General features: G+C 70.8%; 12 protein-coding genes. 8 read left to right on the top strand and 4 right to left on the bottom strand.

What is annotated here, in order from left to right; translation table 11 throughout:
- Window positions 1-94: 94 nt before the first annotated feature.
- Window positions 95-2,959 (bottom strand): TonB-dependent receptor, encoded by a 2,865-nt coding sequence (locus tag AC1Q7O_RS13490; protein ID WP_492659590.1) that lies wholly within the window; start codon window positions 2,957-2,959, stop codon window positions 95-97.
- 388 nt (window positions 2,960-3,347) lie between these two features.
- Between AC1Q7O_RS13490 and AC1Q7O_RS13485 the strand changes: the two genes are divergently transcribed.
- From AC1Q7O_RS13485 to AC1Q7O_RS13465, 5 genes are all read left to right on the top strand, one after another.
- On the top strand, window positions 3,348-4,259 hold the full coding sequence (locus AC1Q7O_RS13485; RefSeq protein WP_492659591.1) for an EamA family transporter: 912 nt from the start codon (window positions 3,348-3,350) through the stop codon (window positions 4,257-4,259).
- The gene (locus AC1Q7O_RS13480) at window positions 4,256-5,539 is read left to right on the top strand and encodes a D-tagatose-bisphosphate aldolase, class II, non-catalytic subunit (RefSeq protein WP_492659592.1); all 1,284 of its coding nucleotides are present in this window, start codon (window positions 4,256-4,258) and stop codon (window positions 5,537-5,539) included. Before AC1Q7O_RS13485 ends, AC1Q7O_RS13480 begins: the two co-directional genes overlap by 4 nt.
- Window positions 5,540-5,785: 246 nt before the next feature.
- Window positions 5,786-6,952 (top strand): SIS domain-containing protein, encoded by a 1,167-nt coding sequence (locus AC1Q7O_RS13475; RefSeq protein ID WP_492659593.1) that lies wholly within the window; start codon window positions 5,786-5,788, stop codon window positions 6,950-6,952.
- A gap of 2 nt (window positions 6,953-6,954) precedes the next feature.
- Window positions 6,955-7,911, top strand: coding sequence for an N-acetylglucosamine kinase (locus tag AC1Q7O_RS13470; RefSeq protein ID WP_492659594.1), 957 nt, complete (start codon window positions 6,955-6,957; stop codon window positions 7,909-7,911).
- Between the two features lie 53 nt (window positions 7,912-7,964).
- On the top strand, window positions 7,965-8,771 hold the full coding sequence (locus AC1Q7O_RS13465; protein WP_492659595.1) for a DeoR/GlpR family DNA-binding transcription regulator: 807 nt from the start codon (window positions 7,965-7,967) through the stop codon (window positions 8,769-8,771).
- Window positions 8,772-8,775: 4 nt separating this feature from the next.
- Here AC1Q7O_RS13465 and AC1Q7O_RS13460 read toward each other — a convergent pair whose 3' ends face one another.
- On the bottom strand, window positions 8,776-9,663 hold the full coding sequence (locus AC1Q7O_RS13460) for a LysR family transcriptional regulator (RefSeq protein WP_492659596.1): 888 nt from the start codon (window positions 9,661-9,663) through the stop codon (window positions 8,776-8,778).
- 91 nt (window positions 9,664-9,754) lie between these two features.
- Here AC1Q7O_RS13460 and AC1Q7O_RS13455 point away from each other — a divergent pair, with 91 nt between their 5' ends.
- From AC1Q7O_RS13455 to AC1Q7O_RS13445, 3 genes are all read left to right on the top strand, one after another.
- Entirely contained in the window at window positions 9,755-10,762 is a 1,008-nt protein-coding gene (locus AC1Q7O_RS13455; protein WP_492659597.1) for an NAD-dependent epimerase/dehydratase family protein, read from the top strand.
- A gap of 43 nt (window positions 10,763-10,805) precedes the next feature.
- Window positions 10,806-12,539, top strand: a complete 1,734-nt coding sequence (locus AC1Q7O_RS13450) for an IlvD/Edd family dehydratase (RefSeq protein WP_492659598.1) — start codon at window positions 10,806-10,808, stop codon at window positions 12,537-12,539.
- 202 nt (window positions 12,540-12,741) lie between these two features.
- Window positions 12,742-13,485, top strand: coding sequence for a proteasome-type protease (locus AC1Q7O_RS13445; RefSeq protein ID WP_492659599.1), 744 nt, complete (start codon window positions 12,742-12,744; stop codon window positions 13,483-13,485).
- 32 nt (window positions 13,486-13,517) lie between these two features.
- Here AC1Q7O_RS13445 and nadC read toward each other — a convergent pair whose 3' ends face one another.
- Window positions 13,518-14,381, bottom strand: coding sequence for a carboxylating nicotinate-nucleotide diphosphorylase (nadC, locus tag AC1Q7O_RS13440; RefSeq protein ID WP_492659600.1), 864 nt, complete (start codon window positions 14,379-14,381; stop codon window positions 13,518-13,520).
- Window positions 14,381-15,079, bottom strand: coding sequence for a fumarylacetoacetate hydrolase family protein (locus AC1Q7O_RS13435; protein WP_492659601.1), 699 nt, complete (start codon window positions 15,077-15,079; stop codon window positions 14,381-14,383). Before AC1Q7O_RS13435 ends, nadC begins: the two co-directional genes overlap by 1 nt.
- Window positions 15,080-15,123: the final 44 nt, after the last annotated feature.

Genomic DNA, 15,123 nt, shown 5'->3' with positions numbered 1-15,123 from the left:
GATGTGCTCGCGGCTCGATGCCGCGAGCATCGCCGTCACCTCGGGGGACCGACCAGACTTGCCGGCGTGCAGCCGGGCAAGGCTGGGCGAGGGGCTAAAACTTGACACTAGCGCCCAGCGTGAAGGCACGGCCGTAGCGGTAGTAGCCATTGGGCAGGCTGACGTTGCCGTTGCCCAGCTTGGGCGCCTGCACCGCATCGGTCAGGTTGTTGCCTTCCAGGCTGATGCGCAGCCACTGGTTCACCTCGTAGGCCACTTGCGCGGTCACCCAGGTCGTGGCGTTGGCGGTCTCGTTGAAGTTGGCGCCGATGACATTGGTGGCGGTGACGAAGGCATCGGTGTGGTCGGCCGTCGCGCTCATGCTCCACGGCCCCCTCTCGTACAGCACACCGAACGACGCGGTGGCCGGCGCGATGCCTTCCAGCGCCCGCTCCACGCCCCCCACCCAGCTGCGCGACTTGTTGCGCGTGTACTGCGCGCGCACGCCGAAGCCGTTGTCGAACAGGTGCTGGAAGCCGACCTCGAAGCCGCGTGCGGTGGCCTTGTCGCCGTTGATGGGGCGCTGCACGTTGAACAGCCGGGCGCCCGGCGCACCGATGTCCTGGCCCGACAGCCACAGGTTGGTGATCTGGTTCTTGATGTTCTTCTGGTAGACGGCAAAGGTCAGCGCCGAGTCCTTGGCGTAGTACCACTCCAGCGACGCGTCGACCTGGCGGGCGCTGTACGGCTTGAGCTCGGCGTTGCCGCCGAAGATCTGCGTGAAGTCGCCCCAGGAGATGCTGGCCGTCGTGTTGGTCGGCGCGAGCTTGTCCACCGCCGGGCGCGCCATCGTCTTGGCCGCGCCCAGGCGCAGCTGCAGGTCGGGCGTGAACAGCCAGGTGAAGTTGGCCGACGGCAGCGCGAAGCTGTAGGTGGCCTGCTGCTGCACGACGGACGGCGCGGCGTAGACGGCCGTGTAGTTGAAGGCGCCGTTCTCGACGATGTCGAGGATCTTCGCGTCCCAGGCCTGGGCGGTGGTCTTGGTGCGCACGAAGCGCACGCCGACGTCCGCGTTCCAGCTTTCACCGGACAGGTCGGCCTGCACGAAGGCGGTCGTCGTCTTCTCGGTGACGCGGTAGCTCTCCAGCGGGTTCCACGTCGGCGCCGACAGCGTGGAGCTGTAGACACCGCCGCCGGGGCGCGGCTTGCCGTCCCAGGACTTCAGCGCCTCGGCGTAGTTGTCGACGTCGAAGCCCAGGAAGGTGCGCGGGAAATTGCCGCTGACGCCACTGAGGAAGCCCGACGGGCTCAGCGTCTGGTTGATGACGTTGCCGCCCAGCGCGCCGACGTTGATCGCGCTGGCGCCGGAGTAGTGATCGGCGCCGCCGTTGAGCGAGTTGTTGATGAGGTCGCGCGACTTCTTGCGGTTGGTCTGGTTCAGGCCGAACTTCAGCTTGTCGATGTTGAAGCGGTCCAGCGTCCACTCGGCGTCCACCTTGGCGCCGTTGATCTTGTCGTCGATGTTGTCGCCGGCACGGCTGTAGTAGTGGGTGTTGAAGTCGCTGGCCTTGAACAGGCCCTGGGCCAGGCCGGTCTGCAGGTCACGGCCGTCGGCGAAGGTGGTCTTCACGTCGGGCACGGCGCCGCCGTTCAGCTGGATGCGCGTGACGTTGGGCTGGTTCATGCGCAGCACGACGTAGCTGTCGTTGCCGCCCGAATGGCGCTTGGACGTGGACTCGTACAGGTCGCCCACCAGCTTCAGCGTCGGCGACAGCTTCCACTCGGCGTTGGCACCGTACATCGCGGTGTCGACGACGCGGTACTCCGTCTTGTTCAGCAGCTCGGGGTTGAGCCGCATCTCCGGGTCGGTGCTGCTCAGCGTCAGGTCGGTCACCACGCCGTTGGTGATCTTCATGTTGGACCAGCGGCCCGGCGCGTACAGCGGGTAGAACGACAGCTGGTAGCCCACCTGCGGCGAGTTCAGCCGCGTCTTGAAGCCGTCCACGACGACCTTCACGTCGCTGCTGGGCCGCCACTCCACCTTGCCCGACAGCGCCAGGCGCTTCTTGTTCTCCATGATGGAGCCGAAGCGGAACTGGCCCGGGCCGATCAGCCCTTCCTCGTTGGCGTCCAGTTGGCCGTTGCCGTTGGGGTCGATGGCGCCGCCCCAGGTGTTGCCCCACTGCCAGAACTGGCTGGGGTCGCTGGGGATGGGGTTGCGGCTCCAGCCGCCGTCGTTGCCGGCCGTGTCGGTGCGCACGTCGCGCTTGGCGTACACCAGGCCCAGCAGCACGCCCACCTGGTCGCCGAAGGTGTTGCTGTAGGTGGCCGACAGCTTCTTGCCGTTCAGCTCGCTCATCTGGTTGCGGTCCGCCTCCAGGCGCAGCAGGCCGCGCTGGCCCTTCTGGTCGAACGGGCTGGCGGAGCGCAGGTTCACGAGGCCGCCGATAGCGCCCTCCATCAGCGAGGCCTGCGTGGACTTGACGACGTCGGCACCGCTGATGACGTCGGCGGGCAGCACGTCGTAAGCGAAGTAGCGGCCCGCGCTGTCGGTACCCAGCAGGCGGCTGTTGAAGGTGGTGATCGTGTACTCGGGCCCCAGGCCGCGGATGCTGACCTTCTGGCCTTCACCGCCGGCCGTGCGGCTGATGGACACGCCGGTGATGTGGCTCAGCGAATCGGCCACGTTGTTGTCGGGGAAGCGGCCCAGCTCGGTCGCGCTGATGCTGTCCTGCACGCCGGCGGCGTTGCGCTTGAGCGAGAGCGACTTCTGCAGGCTGGCGCGGGTGCCTGTCACTTCCACCCGGTCCAGCTCGGCAACGTCCTTCTCGGTCTTGGCAGGCGCGTCCTGGGCGGCCTGCTGAGCCAGGGCCGGGGCGGCTGCACCGGCAGCGGCCAGTGCCATCAGGCCGGCCAGCGTCAGGGGGTGCAGCGCGAAGCGGGTGCGGGCGTGCACCGGGGGTTGCAGGCGAGGACTCATCGAACAGTTCCTTTGATCTTGTGTGTCGGGGCTGCCGTCAGGGCAGCGCGATGTCATCTGCTGTGGATGCCGGGGCAGCTCTCCCCCGGTGCGGTGTACCGGCTCCTCGGAGACCCTCGGAACGGCTTGACGCAAGTCTACGAATTCTTTCGTTTAATTTCGTATATGGTTTTCACCGATGCCGAATGCTTTCGATGAATGATGCCACGAAAGCCTTCCACCGCGCTGACATAGAGGAAACGCCCTGAGCTATATCGGTATTCGCCCGGCACCCGCGGAAATTTGCATACGAAAGCCGCCAAGTCGTTGTGTTTTCGTTTTCGTTCGCTTATGCTTTCGCTCGAAAGTTGCCAACGACGCTTTCCAGACCTCACGAAAGATTGAATCCATGCAGAGCACCTGGCTCACCTACGCGCTGATCACGACCCTGCTGTGGGGCCTGTGGGGCGCCTTCACCGGCCTGCCGTCGGAACACGGCTTTCCCGACACGCTGATCTACGTCGTGTGGGCGCTGACCATGATCCCGCCCGCCGTCGTCGTGCTGGCGCGCGCCGGCTGGCGCATCGACCGCGACCGCCGCTCCGTCGTGCTGGGCCTGGCCGTCGGCCTGCTGGGCGCCGGCGGCCAGATGCTGCTGTTCCGCGCGGTGCAGTCGGGGCCGGCTTACCTCATCTTCCCCATCGTGTCGCTGTCGCCGGCGCTGACCATCGCGTTGTCGTTCGGCCTGCTGGGCGAACGCACCGGCAGGCTGGGCATGGCCGGCATCGCGCTGGCGCTGTGCTCGCTGCCGCTGTTCGACCTGCAGCTCGGCCAGGGCGCCCAGGGCCTCGGTGTGTGGTTCGTGCTGGCGCTGTTCGTGCTGGCCGCCTGGGGCCTGCAGGCCTACTTCATCAAGCTGGCCAACGCCGGCACCAGCGCCGAAAGCATCTTCTTCTACATGGCCCTGGGCGCACTGGCCTGCGTGCCGGTGGCGCTGGCGATGACCGACTTCTCCCAGCCCATCCCCTGGGGCTGGCAGGGCCCCGGGCTGGCCGCGGTCACGCAGATCCTCAACGCCGTGGGCGCGCTGACGCTGGTCTACGCCTTCCGCCACGGCAAGGCCATGGTGGTGTCGCCGCTGGTCAATGCCGGCGCGCCGCTGCTGACGGCCATGCTGTCCATGGCCCTCAGCGGCACCGCCCCCGGCGGAGCCAAGTTGCTGGGCGTGGCGCTGGCGCTGCTGGCCGCGCTGATGCTGGCGCTGCAGCCCGAAACCCCTTCCTCCCCCTCTTCCCAACCCGTTCAAGGAGACGCCGCATGAAGCTCATGCTCGACCTCGTGCGCCGCCACAAGCAGGCCGCCCCCGGCCACGCCGCCATCGGCATCCCGTCGGTCTGTTCCGCCCACCCCGTCGTCATCGCCGCCACGCTGCGCGAATGCGCCGCGCAGGGTCGGCCGGCCCTCATCGAGGCCACGTCCAACCAGGTCAACCAGGACGGCGGCTACACCGGCATGACGCCGCTGGACTTCCGCCGCTACGTGCAGGACATGGCCGCCGCCGAGGGCCTGGCGCCCGAGCTGCTGGTGCTGGGCGGCGACCACCTGGGCCCCAACGCCTGGCGCAAGCTGCCGGCGGCAGCCGCAATGGCCAAGGCCGAGGTCATGGTGGCGCAGTACGTGGCCGCGGGCTTCCGCAAGATCCACCTCGACTGCTCCATGAGCTGCGCTGGCGACCCCGTGCCGCTGCCCGAACCCGAGATCGCCGCCCGCGCCGTGCGCCTGTGCCTGGCGGCAGAACAAGCCTGGCGCGACGCGCCCGACCGCGGCGAGGCGCCGGTCTACGTCATCGGCACCGAAGTGCCCGTGCCGGGCGGCGCCCACGAAGACCTGACCGACCTCGCCGTCACGTCGCCGGAGGCGGCCTCCTCCACGCTGGAACTGCACCGCCACGCCTTCGCCCGCGCCGGCCTGGAGGCCGCGTGGGAGCGCGTCATCGCGATGGTCGTGCAGCCCGGCGTCGAGTTCGACCACCACAAGGTCATCGACTACCGCCCCGAGAAGGCGCGCCGCTTGAGCGCCTTCATCGAACGCCAGCCCGGCCTCGTCTTCGAAGCGCATTCCACCGACTACCAGACCCCCGAGCGCCTGGCGCAGCTGGCGCGCGACCACTTCGCCATCCTGAAGGTGGGCCCCGGCGTGACCTTCGCGCTGCGCGAGACGCTGTGGGCGCTGGCCGCCGTCGAGCGCGAGTGGGTGGGCCATGGCGACGGCCTGGTGGACACGGTGCTGGGCGTCATGCGTGCCGAGCCCGAGCACTGGCGCGGCTACTACCAGGACCCGGCGCGCCTGCACGTCGACCTCGCCTACTCCCTGAGCGACCGCATCCGCTACTACTGGGCCCACCCCGCCGTGCGCGAGGCCTGCCGGACCATGCTCGCCCGCCTCGACGCCGCACCGCCGCCGCTGACGCTGCTGAGCCAATACCTGCCGCGCCAGTACGAGGCCGTGCGCGACGGCCGCATCGACACCCGCACCGACGCCCTGCTCCGCGACGGCACCGTCCAAGCCCTGCGCCCCTACCTGCACGCCTGCAGTGCATGAGCCCCTCGCCCGGTCTCGCCCCGCTGAACGCGGGCTCGCCCAGTCGGTCTTGCAGACCGCGCTGCGGCTCGCGCCGCAGCTCTTCGGCAGGCACAACAAGTCCACAGGACTTGCCGTGTCCGGCCTTAGCCCCCGAGGGGACGGCGATGCCCGCGACTTCGAGCCGCAGGCACATCGCCTCACGCGGGCCGGCTTGGGAGCGGCCCGGCGCTCGGCCCGCAATGCAATACAGAACACCGAACTGACATGACCCTGCTCCATCTCGCCCCCTCCGACCTCACGCAACGCGGCGCGACGCACACCGCCCGCGAGATCGCCCACCAGCCCGCCGTCTGGCAGACGGTCTACGCCCAACTGCAGGCCGAGCGCCCGTCGCTGGACGCCTTCCTGCAGCCGCTGCTCGCGCTGCCCGACCTGCGCATCGTGCTGACCGGCGCCGGCAGCTCCGCCTTCATCGGCCAGTGCCTGGCGCCGGCATTGCTGAAGCTGCTGGGCCAGCGCCCCGGCATCCGCGTCGAGGCCGTGGCGACGACCGACATCGTCTCCAGCCCCGAGCAGTGCCTGCAGCCCGAGGTGCCGACGCTGCTCGTCTCCTTCGCCCGCAGCGGCAACAGCCCCGAGAGCCTGGCTGCCGTGGAGCTGGCCGACCGGCTCGTCCACCGCTGCCACCACCTCGCCGTGACCTGCGCCGCCGAGGGCGTGCTGAACCGCCGCCTCGCCGGCCGGCCGGGCTCGCACGTGCTGCTGCTGCCCGACGAGACGCACGACCGCGCGTTCGCGATGACCTCCAGCTTCACCGGCATGCTGCTGGCGGCCGCCTGGGCCTTCGGCCTGCCGCTGCAGCCCGTGACAACGCTGGCGACCGCCGCGGCAGCGCTGACGGCCGCCGAGACCGACCGCCTGCACGCGCTGGCCGAACAGCCGTTCGAGCGCGTCGTCTACCTCGGCAGCAACGCACTGCTGGGCCTGGCCCGCGAGGCCGCGCTCAAGCTGCTGGAGCTGACCGACGGCCGGCTCGTGGCACTGGCGGACTCGCCGCTGGGCTTCCGCCACGGCCCCAAGACCATCCTGAACAACCGGACGCTGGCCATCGTCTTCGTGTCCAACGACCCCTACACCCGCCAGTACGACCTGGACCTGCTGCGCGAGCTGCGCCGCCAGGGCCCGGCCCGCGTGCTCGCCGTGGGCACCTTCGGCCCCGAGGCGCCGCACGCCGACGACGTGCACCTCGCGCTGCCCGCACAGGCGCCCGACCTGGCGCTGGCGCCCGTCGCGCTGGTGTTCGCGCAATGCCTGGCGCTGCTCGCGTCGCTGCAGCGCGGCATCACGCCCGACACGCCCAGCGCCTCGGGCACCGTGACCCGCGTCGTCAGCGGTGTCACCATCCACCCCCTGCACCCCCACCAGGCCTGAGGATGAGCGCCCTGTATCTCGGCATCGACGGCGGCGGCACCAAGACCTCGTTCGTCGTCATCGACGGCGACGGCCGCCGCCTGGCCCGGCACGACGGGCCGACCAGCTACTACCTGGAGATCGGCTTCGACGCGCTGCGCGCGCTGCTGCACCGCGGCGTGCAGGCCGTGCTGCACGCCGGCGGCGCGGCCGCGGGCGACATCGCCTACGCCTTCGCCGGCCTGCCCGCGCATGGCGAGGACAGCACGCGGCTGGCGGCGTTCGACGCGCTGCTGGCCGGCGTGCTGCCGCGCAGCCGCGTCGGCAACGACATGGTCTGCAGTTGGGCCGGCTCGCTGGCCGGCGCCGACGGCATCAGCCTCGTGGCCGGCACCGGCTCCATCGCCTACGGCGAATGGCGGGGTCGCAGCGCGCGCTGCGGCGGCTGGGGCGAGATCTTCAGCGACGAGGGCTCGGCCCACTGGCTGGCACGCGAGACGCTGGCGCTGTTCTCCCGCATGGCCGACGGCCGCGCCGAACCCGGCCCGTTGCTGGGCCTGGTGCGCCAGCACTTCGGCCTGGCGGTCGACCTGGACCTGTGCGCCGCCATCAACGGCAACGCCGCGCGCAGCGAGCTGGCCCAGATCGCCCGGCTGACGACTGCCGCCGCCAGTGCCGGCGACACCCAGGCCCGCCAGCTGCTCGTGCGCGCCGGCGACGAACTGGCGCTGCTGGCCGCCGGCATCGCCCGCAACCTCGCGCTGCCGGCCGGCACGGCCGTGCCGGTGTCCTACAGCGGCGGCGTGTTCGCGGCCGGCGAGCTGGTGCTGGGGCCGCTGCAGGCGGCGCTGGCCCGCCGCCTGCCCGGTGCCACGCTGGTGCGCCCGCGCTTCGGCCCCGAGCTGGGCGCGGCGCTGTACGCCACGCGGCTGGCCGGCCGGGTGCTGTCCGACGACGCGCTGGCCCGGCTGCAGGCGTGACGCGCGAAACCGGTCGATATCATTCGAAAGTCACCCGCGACTTTCGCCCGCTCATGCCCACCTCTGCCTCGCTGCCGGCAAAAAACGAAAGCCCGCTGCTCATCGACGAGCGGCGCCGGCTGATCCGCGAGCTGGTGCAGACGCAGGGCCGCGTCACGGTGGACGAGCTGGCCGAGCGCTTCCACACCTCGGTAGTCACCATCCGCAGCGACCTCAACGCGCTGGCCGCCACCGGCGCCGTGCTGCGCACGCATGGCGGCGCGCTGGCCCAGCGCGACACCGAGGAAGTGCCCATCGGCGTGAAGCAGAAGCTGCGCCACGAGCAGAAGGTGCGCATCGCCGTCGAGGCCGCCCGGATGATCCGCGACGGCGAGACCATCCTGCTGGACTCGGGCTCGACGACCGAGGAGATCGCCAAGCAGATCCGCGGCCTGCGGCTGACGTCGCTGAACGTCATCACCAACGCGCTGAACATCGCCGCGCTGCTGGCCACCGTGCCGCACATCAACCTCATCATGCCCGGCGGCCAGCTGCGGCCCAATTCCTATTCGCTGTCCGGCCCCCAGGCCGTGGCCGCGCTGCAGGGCCTGCATGCCGACCGCCTGTTCCTCGGCGTCGACAGCCTGGACCCCGACATCGGCCTGATGACGCCGCACCTGCTCGAAGCGCAGCTCAACGCGCAGATGATGAAGATCAGCCGCCAGGTCATCGCCGTGGCGGACGCCTCCAAGCTGATGAAGCGCAACCTCTCCGTCATCGGTCCCGTGGAGCAGCTGGACATGCTGATCACCGACAGCAACGCCGACCCGGCCATCGTCGACCAGCTGCGCGGGCGGGGCATCGAGGTGGTGCTGGCCTGAGCGGTCAGCCCGCCACGTAGCGCGTCAGCCCGTCCACCAGCGCGTCGAACACCGCGCGGCAGGCGGCGTTCTGGCGCAGGTCCTCGTGCATCGCCACCCAGGTGTCCAGCGGCCACGCGAACTGCCCGGGCAACACCTGCTCCAGCACCGGCTCGCGCCGCGCCAGCGCCACCTGGCAGCCGCCGATGCCGGCGCCGGCGCGGATGAGCGCCAGCTGGGCGAGGTCGGAATCGCAGCGCAGCGCGAAGCTGTCGCGCGTCAGGCCGCCCAGCCGGCTGGCACCCGCGCGCAGGAAGGGCGTCGTCTTGTCGAAGCCGATCAGCGTGTGGCCGGCCAGGTCCGCCAGCCTGGCGGGGCGGCCGCAGCGGTCCAGGTAGGCCGGGTGGGCATGCAGGCCCAGCTCGACGGTGCCGATGTGCCGCGCGATGAGCTGGCCCTGCTCGGGCGGCGTCATGCGCACGGCGATGTCGGCCTCGCGGCGCAGCAGGTCCTGCACGCGGTTGCTCAAGCCCAGTTCCACGACCAGCCCGGGATGGCGTTCGCGCAGCGCCGCGATGAGGGGCGGCAGCACCTCCACGCCGATGATCTCGCTGGCCGTCACGCGCACGGTGCCGGCAGGCTCGGCGCCGCGCGTGGCGGCGCGCTGCAGCGCGGCGGCGGCCGTCTCCATCTGCTCGGCATGACCGCGCAGCGCCAGCGCCGCCTCGGTGGGCAGCAGGCCGGTGGGCGAGCGCGTGAACAGCACCTGGCCCAACGCGGCCTCCAGCGCCGCGATGTGCCGGCCGACCGTGGGCTGCGTCAGCCCCAGCGCGCGCGCCGCGCCCGACAGCGACCCCTCGCGCAGCACGCCCAGCAGCGTGTGCAGCAGTTCCCAGGAGGGCGTCGGAGTCATACATAAATGTATAGCTGCTCGCTCACCTTCGACAATTCCCAACCAGGCGGCCGCTTTCCAGAATGCACGCCATCAACTCTCTGGAGCGACCATGAACGGCAAGGACAGGACAGCGCTGGTGCTCGGCGCCAGCGGCGGCATCGGCGGCGAGGTGGCGCGCCAGCTGCGCGACGCGGGCTGGACAGTGAAGGCGCTCCAGCGCGGCCAGGCGGCGGCGCACGAGCGGCGCGACGGCATGCACTGGCTGCGCGGCGACGCGCTGAACGCCGCCGACGTAGCCGCCGCGGCCCGGGGCTGCGCCGTCATCGTGCACGCCGTCAACCCGCCCGGCTACCGCGACTGGGACCGCCTCGTGCTGCCGATGCTGAACAACAGCATCGCCGCCGCGCAGACCGAGGGCGCCACGCTGGTGCTGCCCGGCACGGTCTACAACTTCGGGCCCGACGCCTTCCACGCGCCGCTGCGCGAGGACGCGCCACAGCACCCCGTCACACGCAAGGGCGCCATCCGCGTGCAGATGGAGGCGCGGCTGCGCGCGGCCAGCGAGCACGGCGCGCGCGTCATCATCGTCCGCGCCGGCGACTTCTTCGGGCCGCGGGCCGGCAACAACTGGTTCTCGCAGGGCCTCGTCAAGCCGGGCCAGCCCGTCACCACCATCAGCAACCCCGCCGCGCCGGGCGCGGGCCACCAGTGGGCCTACCTGCCCGACGTGGCCCGCACCATGGTCGCGCTGCTGGCACGACGCGACACGCTGCCCGCGTTCGCCAGCTTCCACATGGCCGGCCACTGGGACGCCACCGGCCGCCAGATGGCCGAGGCCATCCAGCGCGTGGCCGCCCGCCACGGCGCCGCGCCGCGCATCGCCGCCCTGCCCTGGTGGCTGCTGAACGTGGCCGGGCTGTTCGTCACCACCTTCCGCGAGATGCGCGAGATGCGCTACCTGTGGCGGCAGCCGGTGCGCATGGACAACGCCCACCTCGTCGCCACGCTGGGCCACGAGCCGCACACGCCGCTGGACGAGGCCGTCGAGGCCGCGCTGCGCGGCCTGGGCTGCCTGCCCGCGCACCCCGCCGCCGGCATGGCCGCTGCGAACGGATAGCCCAGGATAGCGCTACCATTTGCCTTCTTTCGAGGAGACGACGGTGGCAGAAGACGGCAAGAAGGCCCCCCGGCTGCGCAGCCAGGGCTGGTTCGGCGGGCGCGACAAGATGGGCTTCGTGCACCGCGCCTGGCTGCGCAACCAGGGCTACCCGGACGACTACTTCGGCGGCAAGCCCGTCATCGGCATCTGCAACACCTGGAGCGAGCTGACGCCGTGCAACGGCCACCTGCGCGAGCTGGCCGAGTCGGTCAAGCGCGGCGTGCTGGAGGCCGGCGGCGTGCCGCTGGAGTTCCCGGTCATGTCGCTGGGCGAGACGATCATGAAGCCGACCACCATGCTGTTCCGCAACCTCGCGAGCATGGACGTCGAGGAGTCGCTGCGCGCCAACCCACTGGACGGCGTCGTGCTGATGACGGGCTGCGACAAGACGACGCCGTCGCTGCTGATGGGCGCCTGCAGCGTGGGGCTGCCCACGCTGGTGGTGCCCGGCGGGCCGATGCTGAACGGCAAGTTCCGCGGCGGCGAGATCGGCTCGGGCACGTTCAACTGGCAGGTCAAGGCCCGCATCGACAGCGGCGAGTTCACGGCCGCCGACCTGACCGAGGCCGAGGTCTGCGGCGCGCGCAGCGCTGGCCACTGCAACACCATGGGCACGGCGTCGACGATGGCCGTCATGTCGGAAGCGCTGGGCATGACACTGCCCGGCATGGCGTCCATTCCCGCCGCCGACTCGCGCAAGAAGCTGATGGCGCAGCTGAGCGGCCGGCGCATCGTCGAGATGGTCCAGGAAGACCTGACACCGGCCCAGGTGCTGACGCGCGCCGCGTTCGAGAACGCCATCGTCGTCAACGCCGCCGTGGGCGGCTCCACCAACCTCATCCTGCACCTGCTGGCCATCGCCGGGCGCATCGGCGTGCCGCTCACGCTGGACGACTTCGACCGCCACGGCAGCCAGGTCCCGCTGCTGGTCAACCTGAAGCCGTCGGGTGAGCGGCTGATGGAGGACTTCTTCTACGCCGGCGGCCTGTCCGTCGTCATGAAGGAACTGGGCGCGCTGCTGCACCGCGGCGCGCTGACGGTCAACGGCCGCACGCTGGACGACAACTACCGCGAGGCCCGCTGCTGGGACCCCGCTGTCATCCGCCCGCTGGACCAGCCGCTGCAGCCCGCCGCCGGCATCGCCGTGCTGCACGGCAACCTGTGCGAGCAGGGCGCCGTCATCAAGCCCTCGGCCGCCACGCCGGCGCTGCTGCAGCACCGCGGCCCGGCCGTCGTCTTCACGAGCATGGAGGACTACCACGCCCGCATCGACGACCCGGCGCTGCCCATCACCGCCGACAGCGTCATCGTGCTGCAGGGCGTGGGCCCGCGCGGCTACCCCGGCATGCCCGAGGTCGGCAACGTGGACCTGCCGCGCAAGCTCGTGGAGGCCGGCGTGACGGACATGGTGCGCATCTCCGACGGCCGCATGAGCGGCACGGCCTACGGCACCGTCGTGCTGCACGTGGCGCCCGAGTCGGCCGCCGGCGGCACGCTGGCGCTGGTGCGCGACGGCGACCTCATCGAGCTGGACGTGCCGGCGCGCCGGCTGCAGCTGCTGGTCGGCGACGAGGAACTGGCGCGCCGCCGCGCCGCCTGGGTGCCGCCCGCGCCGCTGGCCACGCGCGGCTACGTGAAGCTCTACGTGGACCACGTGCAGCAGGCTCACCTGGGCGCCGACCTGGATCTGCTCGTCGGCAGCTCCGGCTCGGTCGTCGAGCGCGACTCGCACTGACGGGCCCCTCGCCCAGGCTCGCCACGCTGAACGCGTGTGAGCCTGAGCGGTCCCCCTGGGGGACGGCGATGCTCGCGGCATTGAGCCGCGAGCACATCGCCATGACGGGCCGGCTTGGGAGCGGCCCGGCGCTCGGCCCGAAAGCATGAAGACGCGCAGGAGCCGCTGGCCATAATGGCCCGGTCGTATCTTGAGACCGTCCATGACCTACTGCGTCGCGATGCGCCTGCGCGCCGGCCTGCTGTTCGCCTCCGACACCCGCACCAACGCGGGCGTCGACCACATCGCCAGCTTCCGCAAGATGTACCAGTTCCAGATTCCGCACCAGCGCGAGATCGTCGTGCTGGCTGCGGGCAACCTGGCGACGACGCAGTCTGTCATGTCGCTGCTGAACCAGCGCCTGCACGGCGACGGCGAGCACCTGCTCAACGTGCCCAGCCTGTACGACGCGGCCGTGCTGCTGGGCCGCACGCTCAAGGAAGTGGTGGGCCGCGACATCGGCGACGGCCAGCACAACCAGGGCGTGGACTTCGGCGCCAACTTCCTGCTGGGCGGCCAGATCCAGGGCGAAGGCCCGCGGCTGTTCCACGTCTACCCGCAAGGCAACTTCATCGAGGCGACGGAGGACACGCCCTACTTCCAGATCGGCGAGAGCAAGTACGGCAAGCCCATCATCGACCGCGTCATCCGCTACGACACCACGGCGCTGGACGAGGCCGCCAAGTGCACGCTCGTCAGCTTCGACTCCACCATCCAGTCCAACCTGTCGGTGGGCTTGCCCATCGACATGGTGATGCTGCGCGCCAACCAGTTCGAGCAGGCCATGCAGCCGCCGCACCGCATCGAGCGCGACGACCCCTACTTCCTGTCGCTGCGCAGCGGCTGGAGCGCCGGCCTTCGCAAGGTGTTCGACGAACTGCCCAACGAGCCCTGGTTCGACGCTTGAGCCCCTCGTCCGGTCCGACGAGGGGACAGGGCTCAGACCGAACCAAGCACCCGCATCGAATAGTCGACCGCCCTGACGTCCTTGGTCAACCGGCCGATGGAGATGCGGTCCACGCCGGTGGCGGCGATCCAGCGCAACTGATCCAGCGCGACGCCGCCCGACACCTCCAGCAAGGCACGGCCCGCATTCACCGCGACGGCCTCGCGCATCTGCGCCTCGGTGAAGTTGTCCAGCAGCACGCTGACGGCGCCGGCGTCCAGCGCCTCGTGCAGCTGGGCAATGTTCTCGACCTCGATCTGGATGTCCACGCCCGCGTTCAAGGCCTGCGCCGCGCGCAGCGCCAGCGCCACGCCGCCGGCCGCGGCGATGTGGTTCTCCTTGATGAGGATGCCGGCATACAGCGCCAGCCGCTGGTTCTGCCCGCCACCCACGCGCACCGCGTATTTCTGCGCCAGGCGCAGGCCCGGCACGGTCTTGCGCGTGTCCAGGATCGCGCAGCCGTTGACGTTGGGGCTGGCGCCGGCCACCGCGTCCACATGAGCGCGCGTGATCGTCGCCGTGCCCGACAGCAGCTGCAGGAAGTTCAGCGCCGGCCGCTCGGCGCTCAGCAGCAGGCGGCCGTCGGCCTCGATGCGGCAGACGATGCTGTCCGCCGTCATGGCAGCGCCTTCGTCGTACAGCCAGTCGATGCGGCTGCTCGGGTCCAAGGCGGCGAACACGCCGTCGAACCAGTCGCGGCCGCACAGCACGGCCGCTTCGCGCACGCGCACCTGCGCCGCCACGCGCCGGCCCGCCGGCACCAGCTGGGCCGTCCAGTCGCAGCGGCCGATGTCCTCGGCCAGCGCGTCGCGGATGTTGCGTGCGCGCGCCTGCTCCAGCGTCTCTTCGGTGAACATCACTCGGGCTGCCCCACGGTCAGCGAGATGTCGCCCAGGCCCTCGACGTGCCCCGTGATGACATCGCCCGGCACCACGGCGCCGACGCCGGCCGGCGTGCCGGTGTAAATCAGGTCGCCGGGGTGCAGGTGGTACAGGTGCGACAGGTTGGAGACGATCTCGGCCTGGCTCCAGATCATGTCGGCCAGGTCGCCGCGCTGCTTCTCGACGCCGTTCACGGCCAGCGTGATGGCGCCCTTTTCCAGCAGGCCCACGTCGGACACGCGGGCGATGTCCGACAGGATGGCCGACTGGTCGAAGCCCTTGGCCGTGTCCCACGGCTTGCCGCCGGCCTTGGCCGTGGCCTGCAGGTCGCGGCGCGTCATGTCCAGGCCCGCGGCGTAGCCCCAGATGGCGGCCTTGGCGGCCTCGGGCGTGACCTTGAACACCGGCGCGCCGATGGCGATGACCAGCTCCATCTCGTAGTGGTAGTTCTTCGTCTCGGGCGGGTACGGCACCGTCGAGCCCGAGGCGGTCAGCGCGCTGGCGGGTTTGGTGAAATAGAACGGCGGCTCGCGCGTCGGGTCGGCGCCCATCTCGCGGGCATGATCGGCATAGTTGCGGCCGACGCAGAAGATGCGGCTGACCGCGTAACGTGCATCGCTGCCGCGCACGGCGGCGCTGGGAATCTCGGCCGGGGGGAAGACGAAGTTGCTCATGGCATGGCATCGACGAGGAAATGAGGGGGCAAAGCATACTGGGC

The sequence above is a fragment of the Roseateles sp. GW823-FHT07B05 genome (assembly GCF_058794515.1).
This window is presented reverse-complemented; position numbering and strand designations above follow the sequence as displayed.

Excerpts from the sequence above, each read along its gene's own strand:
- AC1Q7O_RS13490 (WP_492659590.1), bottom strand. The coding sequence starts at position 2,959 with ATGAGTCCTCGCCTGCAACCCCCGGTGCACGCCCGCACCCGCTTCGCG.
- AC1Q7O_RS13485 (WP_492659591.1), top strand. The coding sequence starts at position 3,348 with ATGCAGAGCACCTGGCTCACCTACGCGCTGATCACGACCCTGCTGTGG.
- AC1Q7O_RS13480 (WP_492659592.1), top strand. The coding sequence starts at position 4,256 with ATGAAGCTCATGCTCGACCTCGTGCGCCGCCACAAGCAGGCCGCCCCC.
- AC1Q7O_RS13475 (WP_492659593.1), top strand. The coding sequence starts at position 5,786 with ATGACCCTGCTCCATCTCGCCCCCTCCGACCTCACGCAACGCGGCGCG.
- AC1Q7O_RS13470 (WP_492659594.1), top strand. The coding sequence starts at position 6,955 with ATGAGCGCCCTGTATCTCGGCATCGACGGCGGCGGCACCAAGACCTCG.
- AC1Q7O_RS13465 (WP_492659595.1), top strand. The coding sequence starts at position 7,965 with ATGCCCACCTCTGCCTCGCTGCCGGCAAAAAACGAAAGCCCGCTGCTC.
- AC1Q7O_RS13460 (WP_492659596.1), bottom strand. The coding sequence starts at position 9,663 with ATGACTCCGACGCCCTCCTGGGAACTGCTGCACACGCTGCTGGGCGTG.
- AC1Q7O_RS13455 (WP_492659597.1), top strand. The coding sequence starts at position 9,755 with ATGAACGGCAAGGACAGGACAGCGCTGGTGCTCGGCGCCAGCGGCGGC.
- AC1Q7O_RS13445 (WP_492659599.1), top strand. The coding sequence starts at position 12,742 with ATGACCTACTGCGTCGCGATGCGCCTGCGCGCCGGCCTGCTGTTCGCC.
- nadC (WP_492659600.1), bottom strand. The coding sequence starts at position 14,381 with ATGTTCACCGAAGAGACGCTGGAGCAGGCGCGCGCACGCAACATCCGC.
- AC1Q7O_RS13435 (WP_492659601.1), bottom strand. The coding sequence starts at position 15,079 with ATGAGCAACTTCGTCTTCCCCCCGGCCGAGATTCCCAGCGCCGCCGTG.